Below are 10,263 nucleotides of genomic sequence, written 5' to 3'. Positions count from 1 at the left end.
GCGCCTAGTTATCGGCTTATGACCTCGAGCCGATGATGCCTAGAGCTGGACAGCTAAGAAATATCAGCGGTGAATCTCTTCGTCAACGAAGGTCGTCAGCATCCTCTCGTACAAATACGTACGCTCCGGGACTTCCTCAATCGTTTCCTCGATCTAATTGCCGCTTTTTTTCAATGATGTGCAGCGAATTTTTTACGCTGACGACATCCGGAATGCTCAAAGAGCTGAGCTAAAGATTGTTAATGTCACTCGCTGTGACATTTATTATTATAGCATATATAACTGCAAATTCAATTGTAAGTTTTTGTAATTACATTTTCTGTCTTTCTCTAAAAGCACGCTCCACTTCGCGTTTTGCTTCTTTCTTCTTTAAATCCTCACGCTTATCATACTTCTTTTTCCCTTTAGCAAGACCTATTAAAACTTTTGCGTATCCATTTTTCAAGTAAAGCTTTAATGGGACAAGTGCGTAGCCAATTTCTTTCGTTTCTCCAATGAGTTTGCTGATTTCTTTATTATGCAGAAGCAGCTTTCTTTCTCGGAGCGGATCATGGTTGTAGCGGTTGCCCTGTTCATATGGACTGACGTGCATCCCGATTAAGAACACTTCTCCTTTATCAATTCTTGCATAGGAGTCTTTCAAATTCACTTTTCCCTGTCTAATCGATTTAATTTCCGTACCTTGCAGGACTATCCCAGCTTCATACGTCTCTTCTATTGAATAGTCATGATAAGCCTTTTTATTTTGCGCGATCATTTTCCCTGCGCCTTTTGGCATTGCCATTCCCCCTTGCTTCTTCTAATCTGTCAGTTCATTTTGGGGGCTGTCAGATAGAATAAAGTTTTTTATATTGTACCAAAAAAATAGAGTCCTCTCAACGAAGAGCCCTTCCAATCTAGGGGAAAGCCTTACTTATGCAAGGTCTTTTTAGTTAACAGTTTCCCTTCTAGTGACCATATTTTCGCTTTTTTATTCTTTTCGGGCACAATCCAGACTCTTTCGTGACCGCGGCCTCGCTTTTTTACTCTTTTCGGGCACAATTCTGCCTCTTTCGTAACCGTGGTCTCGCTTTTTTACTCTTCTCGGGCACAATTCAGACTCTTTCGTGACCGGGGTCTCGCTTTTTTACTCTTCTCGGGCACAATTCAGACTCTTTCGTGACCGGAGTCTCGCTTTTTTATTCTTCTCGGGCACAATTCTGCCTCTTTCGTGACCGCGGTCTCGCTTTTTTACTCTTCTCGGGCACAATTCAGACTCTTTCGTGACCGCGGTCTCGCTTTTTTACTCTTCTCGGGCACAATTCAGACTCTTTCGTGACCGCGGTCTCGCTTTTTTACTCTTCTCGGGCACAATTCAGACTCTTTCGTGACCGTAATCTCGCTTTTTTACTCTTTTCGGGCACAATTCAATCTTTTTCATGACCGGGGTCTCGCTTTTTCACTCTTCTCGGGCACAATCCAGACTCTTTCGTGACCGTGGTCTCGCTTTTTTATTCTTCTCGGGCACAATTCTGCCTCTTTCGTGACCGCGGTCTCGCTTTTTTACTCTTTTCGGGCACAATCCAGACTCTTTAGTGACCGCGGTCTCGCTTTTTTACTCTTCTCGGGCACAATCCAGACTCTTTAGTGACCGCGATCTCACTCTTCACTCTTCACTCTTCACGGGCACATGGTCACAGCATGTTTACCCATGTGCCCCTCATTTTCTATTCTCATAGCGACTTATCTTTGCTCAAATACCAGATAACTAGCGTTTCTTATTTTTCCGCTTTGCTTTTGGAGCATTTTCATAATACTTTCTGCTCTTTTTAGGCTTTTTCTTTCCATCGCTAGCCCCAGAGCCTGTACGGCTGCTATTTCTTCCGCCTTGTTCTGATTTGCCTTTACGAGGCTTGCGCTCACTGCTGCCAGTACGAAAAATCTTTGGCTTGTCTCTTGTTTCTTCTCTGCGCGTTCCTTTCATGCCGACAATTTCAAAGTCAATGGAGCGCTCTTCTTTATTCACTTTTACAACACGGACGGTAATTTCATCGCCAATGCGGAATACATTGCCAGTCCGCTCGCCAATCATTGCTAAATGGCGCTCATCATAACGATAATAATCATCAGTCATATAGCTTACATGGATGAGGCCTTCAATGGTATTCGGAAGTTCAACGAACATGCCAAAGTTTGTGACAGAACTAATCATCCCGTCATACTCCACGCCAATTTTATCTTCCATATATTCCGCTTTTTTCAGCTCATCTGTTTCCCGTTCTGCCTCGACTGCTCTCCGCTCCATGTTCGAAGAATGCTCGGCAATATCAGGAAGCTGGGCATTCCATTTTTCCCTTGTTGCTTGGTCAAGCTTGCCTTCAATTAAATACGTACGGATCAGCCGATGCACAATTAAATCCGGATAACGGCGGATTGGTGATGTGAAATGGGTATAAAATTCTGTTGATAGTCCAAAGTGACCCAAGCTTTCTGGATCGTACTTTGCCTGTTGCATAGAACGAAGCATTACTGTTGAAACAACCATTTCTTCCGGCTTTCCTTGCACTTCTTCAATAATTTCCTGCAGGGCACGCGGATGGACAGAATTCGCTGTTCCTCTTACAATATACCCGAAATTGATAATAAACTCGAAGAATCTTCTTAGCTTATCTTCCTTCGGATCCTCGTGGATTCGATAGATGAATGGGACCTCCATCCAATGAAAATGCTCGGCAACTGTTTCATTTGCTGCTAGCATAAATTCTTCGATTAATCTTTCAGCAACAGAACGTTCACGAATAACAACATCGCTTGGCTTGCCTTCTTCATCAACAAGCACCTTTGCTTCTTTGAAATCAAAGTCAATGGCTCCGCGCTTCATCCGCTTATTTCGTAAAATTTGTGCAAGCTCTTCCATTAACTGAAACATTGGAACAAGCGGCTCATATCGCTTCATGAGTTCCTCATCTTGATCCTCAAGAATTTTATTCACATCCGAATAAGTCATTCGCTCCGTTGTTTTAATCACGCTTTGAAAAATTTCATGCGAAACAACCTCTCCAGAAGGAGCAATTTCCATTTCACATGATAATGTGAGCCGATCGACCTTTGGATTCAATGAACAAATTCCATTCGACAAGCGGTGAGGAATCATTGGAATGACCCGATCCACTAAATAAATACTTGTTCCGCGCTCTTCTGCCTCACGGTCAATCGGTGAATCCTCCCGAACATAATGGGTAACATCTGCGATATGTACACCAAGCTTATAGTTGCCATTTTCAAGCTTTGTTACAGTTACTGCATCATCCAAATCCTTCGCGTCTGCCCCATCAATTGTGACGATTATTTGATCCCTTAAATCCCGGCGGTTTGCCAGATCATTTGGATCAATTGTTTCTGGCGTGTTTGTTGCCTGTTCCAGCACTTCATCCGGAAACTCCATTGGCAGGCCATGCTTATGGATAACAGAAAGAATATCAACACCTGGATCATTTTTATGACCAAGAATTTGTACGACTTCCCCTTCCGCACTTTTTCTTCCTTCCGGATACGTTGTCAGTTTAACAACTACCTTATGCCCCTCAACCGCTCCAAGAGATGCTGCTTTCGGAATGAATATATCGCTCGTGAACTTCTTATCATCAGGAAGCACGAAACCAAAATTTTTACTTTCTGTATACGTCCCGACAATCTGTGTAATTCCACGTTCTAAAACACGTACAATTGTGCCCTCTCTTCTTTGACCTGAGGTTTCCGAACTGACACGCGCAAGAACGATATCTCCATGCATGGCATTATTCGTTTCATTTGGAGGGATAAAAATATCATCCATCCCCGGCTCATCTGGAATAACAAAGGCAAAGCCTTTTGCATGTCCAGTCAGCTTCCCGCGTATGAGATTCATCTTCTCTGGCAGACCGTACCGATTGCTTCTTGTTCGAACTACAAGACCCTTTTCCTCCATCATCACTAGCGCTTTTACAAAATCTTTAAAATCGGAAGAATCCTCAATTCCAAATGCGGATTCCAATTCCTGTACAGTTAGCGGCTTGTAAGCCTCATCCTTCATGTAGTACAGGAGCTTATCTATAATTTGCTGAATCGTATTTTCCATTCAATAGCTCCTCCTTTTCTTTTATTCTTCCCAATCTAGCTTTTCTAAAAACTCGTATACATCTTCGTGAAGCTGATCCCGCTCTTTATCAAGAGTGATCACGTGTCCTGATTCCTCAAACCATTTGATTTCTTTCAAATCCGACTCCACTTCATTATAAATAATGTTCGCACTGTCCGTATTAATCATATGATCCTCTCGCGCTTGAACAACAAAAGCAGGAGAATAAATCATATCCACATGATTACGAACATCTGCAATCAGTTCTTGCAGCGCTTTTAATGTATTCATCGGTGTCTTTTGAAACTCAGCCATCTCTTGTTCAATTTGTGCTTCAGATTTCCCTTCCAGCTGCTTATATTGCCGGGCATATTGCAGAATCCCTTCATACATGACTTCTTCACTTTTAATATACATTGGCGCACACATAGGGATAATTCCCTTAACAGGTACAGTGTAACCTAATTTTAATGAAAATACGCCTCCTAATGATAGCCCTGCCACAGCAATTTCCTGATGACCTTTATTTTTCAAAAATTCATACCCGTCCATCACGTCTTTCCACCAGTCTTCAGGCCCGGTATGAACAAGCTCCTCTGGCGGAACTCCATGCCCCTTGTATTGCGGCGCATGGCATGTATAGCCTTTCCCTTCTAAAAAACGCCCCATCATGCGTACATCCGCTGTATTTCCTGTAAAACCGTGCAGCAATAGCACTGCTCTTTTTCCATTTCCAAAAGTAAACGGCTTCGGTGTAACAATTTTCATCTATAATATACTCCTTTAAGTAAAATTCTCTTATCTACTATTTTTCACAATCCAAACGAAAAAAACCTGACCTAATGAAGGTCAGGCAATTTTTTATAAAGCGAAATAGGATACTCCAATAGTTAAAATAAAGAATAGGACTGAAAGAACAATTGTAATGCGGTGAAGAATTAAATCCAGTCCGCGTGCTTTTTGTTTTCCAAAAAGCTGTTCTGCTCCCCCAGAAATGGCACCGGATAGACCAGCACTTTTACCTGATTGCAGAAGGACGACAACAATAAGTCCGACAGATACAATAATTAATAACGTGATTAATAGTGCATGCATAAAAGCCCACCTCCTGAAACGAACCTTTTACAGTATCACTAATTTTATCATAGTTGTGTTTTATTGGCAATAGAATTCAGAATTTGGTCATAGTTGCAGGAAGGTCTGGATTATGTTACGGAGAAGTCTATTAAGAAAAGGAGTGATTATTTTGATTGTAAAAGAGTTATCGAAATCAAATAATGTTTTAAAAATGGAAGCTTTATTAAGGCGCACACCTAATGATTATTTTAGATATGAAGAAATGAAGGAAGATTTAAGGAAAAGATTAGCTGGTTACAATGGGGAGCGAGCCATATCCTATTATTTAGATTACCTGCCTGATAAGGATTACTTTATTTTTCATGATATGCGGTTTCCCAGCGGCAATCACTATTTTCAAATTGATTATCTTGTTCTTAGCCCTCATCTTGCTTTAATCCTTGAATGCAAAAATTTCTATGGCACCCTATTTCTCGAAGATTCATTTAACCAGCTTATTCGAACAGCAAATGATAAAGAAGAAGGTTTTCATAATCCCCTTGCGCAAGCCAGATGGCATCAGCAGCAATTAAGCACATTTTTTAGCAGTCATGGCTACTCTCAGATCCCCATCGATTATTTAGTTGCCTTCAGCAGCCCCTCAACCATTCTAAAGACCAATTCTCGTGATCCTTCTATTTTGAAAAAGATCGTGCATGGATACAATTTGCTGGAACGTCTTACTGAAATTGAAAGAGTATATAAAAATGAGGTAATGGATATGAAGAGCATGCGGAAATTATCTAAGTTGCTGCTTAAAAGTCATGTTCCAGGTGATCAAGATATTCTGCAGAAATATGGGGTAGCTAAATCAGAGGTGATAACAGGGGTACAGTGTCCAAATTGTAAAGCACTTGGGATGATACGTGTGCGCAGAAAGTGGTTTTGCGAAAAATGTGAGTGCTACGATAGCGATGCTCATATTGATGCGGTGAAAGATTACTTTTTCTTGTTAAATTCAACGATATCTAACAAGCAATTTCGTGAATTTACTCATTTAACATCTGTAGATATGGCATCCAAGCTATTAATGCGGATGAATCTGCCAAGTTCGGGAGCTAACAAAGGGAGAGTGTACCACCCTCATTGAGATATTCGCCGTCTTCCTACTTTTATTGGACAAAAAAATGATATATTCGCCGTCCACCTCGATATATTGGACAAAAATCAAATATATTCGCCGTCACACCGATTATATTCGCCAAACCCAACAGAAAAGGCGGCCTCAAGGGCCGCCACTCAACTTACTTCTTCAAATTATAAAAAGACTTCAACCCGTCGTACACTGCTAAATCCCCAAGCTCATCTTCAATACGTAGAAGCTGGTTGTATTTCGCAATACGGTCTGTACGGGACATGGATCCTGTCTTGATTTGGCCTGCATTTGTTGCAACAGCGATATCGGCAATGGTTGCATCTTCTGTTTCACCAGAACGGTGAGAAACAACTGCCGTGTAGCCTGCACGCTTCGCCATTTCGATAGCATCAAATGTTTCTGTTAATGTACCGATTTGGTTTACTTTAATTAGGATTGAGTTTCCTACGCCTTGCTCAATTCCTTGTGCTAATTTCTTAGTATTCGTAACGAATAGGTCATCACCTACAAGCTGTACTTTGCCGCCGATGCGTTCAGTAAGAAGCTTGTGACCTTCCCAGTCGTTTTCGTCCAGGCCATCTTCAATAGAGATGATTGGGAACTCATTTACTAGCTCTTCATAGAAGTTTACCATGTCTTCAGAAGTTAAGCCTGTGCGGCCTTCACCTGCAAGATCATATTTGCCTGTTTCTTTGTTAAAGAACTCAGATGAAGCAACGTCCATTGCAAGGTAAATATCTTTGCCTGCTTCGTATCCAGCGTTTGTGATTGCTTCAATAATTACTTCTAACGCTTCACGGTTTGAACCTAGGTTTGGAGCGAATCCGCCTTCATCACCAACAGCTGTATTCAAGCCTTTGCCAGATAAAACTTTCTTCAATGAATGGAATACTTCTGCACCCATGCGGATCGCTTCTTTAAAAGTAGGAGCGCCAACTGGCATAATCATGAATTCTTGGAAGTCTACGTTGTTATCTGCATGAGATCCGCCATTAATGATGTTCATCATTGGAGTTGGAAGCTGCTTCGCATTGAATCCGCCAAGGTAACGATATAGTGGAAGACCTACTGATTCTGCAGCTGCATGCGCACATGCCATTGAAACACCAAGGATTGCATTGGCACCAAGCTTGCCCTTGTTTTCCGTTCCATCTAACTCGATCATTGTGCGGTCGATGCCAACCTGATCTGTTACATCCATGCCGATCACAGTGTCAGCAATTAAGTTGTTTACATTGTCTACCGCTTTTTGAACCCCTTTACCAAGGTAGCGTGATTTGTCGCCATCACGAAGCTCAACTGCTTCATATTCACCAGTTGATGCACCAGATGGAACCATCGCACGGCCAAAGAACCCTGATTCTGTTAAAACTTCCACTTCTACTGTCGGATTTCCGCGAGAATCTAAAACTTCACGAGCATATACATGTTGGATAAATGGCATATTTATTCTCTCCTTTAAATTCAACTTATTTTTTTATTAATGTAGTTCCTGTCATTTCTGCTGGTTTTTGAAGTCCAAGAAGGTCTAGCATGGTTGGAGCAAGATCTCCAAGAATGCCATCCTCCCGCAATTCTGCACCATTCTGCGTAATAATCACTGGTACAGGATTCGTCGTATGGGCGGTCATCGGCTGCCCTTCTAACGTAACCACTTCATCCGCATTCCCGTGGTCTGCTGTAATAATGGCTTTTCCGCCCTTTGCTAAAATAAGATCAACAATTTTCCCAAGGCATTCATCAACTGTTTCTACTGCCTTAATTGTTGGCTCAAGCATCCCGGAATGCCCGACCATATCTGGATTAGCAAAGTTTAAAATAATCGCATCCTGCTGATCCGCTTCGATTTCCTTCATTAAGGCATCCGTCACCTCATATGCACTCATTTCCGGCTTTAAATCATATGTAGCAACCTTTGGCGAGTTGATTAAAATCCGCTTTTCACCTGGAAATTCTGCTTCACGGCCGCCGCTCATAAAAAAGGTGACATGCGGATATTTTTCTGTTTCTGCAATGCGAAGCTGTTTTAAGCCATTTTGTGATAATACCTCTCCTAGTGTATTATCCAAGTTGCTTGGTTCAAACGCCACATAGCCGTCAACCGTTTCACTAAAATGCGTCAAGCAAACAAAATACAGTTGATCAGGGTGTTTCGGACCTCTATCGAACGAACGGAAATCTTTATTCGTAAACGTATTTGATATTTGTATTGCCCGATCCGGTCGGAAGTTATAGAAAATAACAGCATCATTTTCCTGAATGGTTGCAACAGGCTCCCCATCGTCTCTTGTAATCACAGATGGAATGACGAATTCATCAAAGATTCCATGCCGATAATTATCCTCTACTAAATCAATCGCATTCGAGTATGTCGGACCTTCCCCATAAACCATGGAGCGATATGACTTTTCTACACGCTCCCAGCGCTTATCCCGGTCCATGGAATAATAGCGGCCAGAAATCGTTGCGAACTCACCAACGCCATATTCCTTCATTTTTTCCTCAGCTGCTTTAATATATCCTTCAGCCGTTTGTGGACCAACATCTCGTCCATCTAAAAATCCATGAACATAGACATTTTTGACGCCTTCTTCTGCAGCTAAATGAAGAAGTGCATAAAGGTGATTAATATGACTGTGCACACCACCGTCTGAAAGCAAGCCCATTAAATGAAGACTTGTTCCATTTTTCTTCACATGATTAATGGCCTTTAAAAACGTCTCATTTTTTTCAAACTTGCCTTCACGAATCGCGACATTCACTCTTGTCAGACTTTGGTAAACGACCCGGCCGGCACCGATGTTCAGGTGGCCAACCTCTGAGTTCCCCATCTGTCCTTCTGGCAATCCGACCGCTTCCCCGCAAGCTGTTAAGGTCGCATGCGGATAGGTATTCCAATAGCGGTCAAAGTTTGGCTTTTTCGCATGGGAAACAGCATTACCCTTTTCTTCGTTTCTCAGCCCAAAGCCATCTAGGATGATTAATGCAACAGGTGATTTACTCATATTGCCCTGCCTCCAATAATTGCAGGAACGATTGTGCTTCTAAGCTAGCGCCTCCTACTAAAGCGCCATCGATATCAGGCTGAGACATATATTCTTTAATGTTTCCAGGCTTCACACTGCCGCCATACTGAATGCGAACAGACTCAGCCGCTTCTTGAGAAAATTGCTCCTTCACCACTTGGCGAATATGTGCACATACTTCATTTGCATCTTCAGCAGTAGAAGATTTTCCTGTGCCAATTGCCCAGATTGGTTCATAAGCAATAACCGTTTGTTTCACTTGCTCTTCAGTCAAGCCTTGCAATGCCTTCTCTATTTGCGAACCAACAAATGCCATTGTTTCGCCGTTCTCTCGCTGTTCAAGCGTTTCTCCGCAGCATACAATCGGAGTTAAGTTGTGCTTGAAAGCTGCCAATGTTTTTTTGTTCACTGCTTCATCTGTTTCATTAAACATTTCACGGCGTTCCGAATGGCCGAGAATCACATATTTTACACCGATATCTTCTAGTGCCGCCGGGCTGATTTCCCCCGTAAAAGCACCGCTTTCTTCAAAATGCATATTTTGTGCACCGATGCCAACTTTCGAGCCTACTAAACGCTCTAAAAATAATGCGGGCGCACAAACAACCGTTTCAACTTTATCCGTATCAGGGATAGAGCCCGTAATTTCATCTAAAAAGGTTTTTGCCTCTGGAAGAGTTTTATGCATTTTCCAGTTTCCTGCAATGATTGGTTTACGCATAATGGTACATCCTTTCATGCAAAATTTTTAGGTAAGCCGAGGTATCCAGCTTCCGCTTTTCTTTGTCTAGCTACAGCGCCTAGGGGCTCGAGGTCATAAGGCAGTCCATCAAGAAGGTTAAAGTACAACCTTCCTGCTGGACTGCCTTATGCTTGTCGCCCCTGATCAAGCCGCTTCCGCTTTTCTTTGTCTAGCTACAGCGCCTAGG

The 10,263-nt window shown here is 42.3% G+C and carries 8 protein-coding genes; 1 reads left to right on the top strand and 7 read right to left on the bottom strand.

Annotation, left to right across the window (positions count from 1 at the left end; genetic code table 11):
• Positions 1 to 310 precede the first annotated feature (310 nt).
• The 4 genes from smpB to secG all read right to left on the bottom strand — a co-directional run bounded on the left by smpB (position 311) and on the right by secG (position 5,191).
• On the bottom strand, positions 311 to 778 hold the full coding sequence (gene smpB / locus C1726_RS14820; RefSeq protein ID WP_102273869.1) for an SsrA-binding protein SmpB: 468 nt from the start codon (positions 776 to 778) through the stop codon (positions 311 to 313).
• 969 nt (positions 779 to 1,747) lie between these two features.
• A complete protein-coding gene (rnr, locus tag C1726_RS14815; protein ID WP_102273868.1) occupies positions 1,748 to 4,096 on the bottom strand; it encodes a ribonuclease R in 2,349 nt (782 codons plus the stop codon).
• Positions 4,097 to 4,117: 21 nt separating this feature from the next.
• Positions 4,118 to 4,864 (bottom strand): alpha/beta hydrolase, encoded by a 747-nt coding sequence (locus tag C1726_RS14810; protein ID WP_102273867.1) that lies wholly within the window; start codon positions 4,862 to 4,864, stop codon positions 4,118 to 4,120.
• Positions 4,865 to 4,957: 93 nt separating this feature from the next.
• Entirely contained in the window at positions 4,958 to 5,191 is a 234-nt protein-coding gene (secG, locus tag C1726_RS14805) for a preprotein translocase subunit SecG (RefSeq protein ID WP_102273866.1), read from the bottom strand.
• A 112-nt stretch (positions 5,192 to 5,303) separates the two neighbouring features.
• On the opposite strand from secG, the gene C1726_RS14800 reads away from it, so the two are divergent.
• The gene (locus tag C1726_RS14800) at positions 5,304 to 6,302 is read left to right on the top strand and encodes a nuclease-related domain-containing protein (RefSeq protein WP_235822784.1); all 999 of its coding nucleotides are present in this window, start codon (positions 5,304 to 5,306) and stop codon (positions 6,300 to 6,302) included.
• A gap of 154 nt (positions 6,303 to 6,456) precedes the next feature.
• Here the strand turns inward: C1726_RS14800 and eno are convergent, their stop codons facing one another.
• Genes eno through tpiA form a run of 3 tightly spaced genes read right to left on the bottom strand, consistent with a single transcriptional unit; the run spans position 6,457 to position 10,055 of the window.
• Complete coding sequence (eno, locus tag C1726_RS14795; protein ID WP_057763399.1) at positions 6,457 to 7,752, bottom strand: phosphopyruvate hydratase; 1,296 nt, start codon at positions 7,750 to 7,752, stop codon at positions 6,457 to 6,459.
• Positions 7,753 to 7,777: 25 nt separating this feature from the next.
• Positions 7,778 to 9,313 (bottom strand): 2,3-bisphosphoglycerate-independent phosphoglycerate mutase, encoded by a 1,536-nt coding sequence (gpmI, locus tag C1726_RS14790; protein ID WP_102273865.1) that lies wholly within the window; start codon positions 9,311 to 9,313, stop codon positions 7,778 to 7,780.
• Entirely contained in the window at positions 9,306 to 10,055 is a 750-nt protein-coding gene (tpiA, locus tag C1726_RS14785) for a triose-phosphate isomerase (protein ID WP_102273864.1), read from the bottom strand. The genes gpmI and tpiA overlap by 8 nt, the downstream gene beginning before the upstream one ends.
• Positions 10,056 to 10,263: the final 208 nt, after the last annotated feature.

It is taken from the genome of Cytobacillus massiliigabonensis (assembly GCF_900199725.1).
Classification (GTDB): Bacteria; Bacillota; Bacilli; order Bacillales; family Cytobacillaceae; genus Cytobacillus; species Cytobacillus massiliigabonensis.
This window is presented reverse-complemented; position numbering and strand designations above follow the sequence as displayed.

Bases quoted from the DNA above. Each gene is read 5' to 3' on its own strand.
- smpB (WP_102273869.1), bottom strand. From the start codon at position 778: ATGCCAAAAGGCGCAGGGAAAATGATCGCGCAAAATAAAAAGGCTTAT.
- rnr (WP_102273868.1), bottom strand. From the start codon at position 4,096: ATGGAAAATACGATTCAGCAAATTATAGATAAGCTCCTGTACTACATG.
- C1726_RS14810 (WP_102273867.1), bottom strand. From the start codon at position 4,864: ATGAAAATTGTTACACCGAAGCCGTTTACTTTTGGAAATGGAAAAAGA.
- secG (WP_102273866.1), bottom strand. From the start codon at position 5,191: ATGCATGCACTATTAATCACGTTATTAATTATTGTATCTGTCGGACTT.
- C1726_RS14800 (WP_235822784.1), top strand. From the start codon at position 5,304: ATGTTACGGAGAAGTCTATTAAGAAAAGGAGTGATTATTTTGATTGTA.
- eno (WP_057763399.1), bottom strand. From the start codon at position 7,752: ATGCCATTTATCCAACATGTATATGCTCGTGAAGTTTTAGATTCTCGC.
- gpmI (WP_102273865.1), bottom strand. From the start codon at position 9,313: ATGAGTAAATCACCTGTTGCATTAATCATCCTAGATGGCTTTGGGCTG.
- tpiA (WP_102273864.1), bottom strand. From the start codon at position 10,055: ATGCGTAAACCAATCATTGCAGGAAACTGGAAAATGCATAAAACTCTT.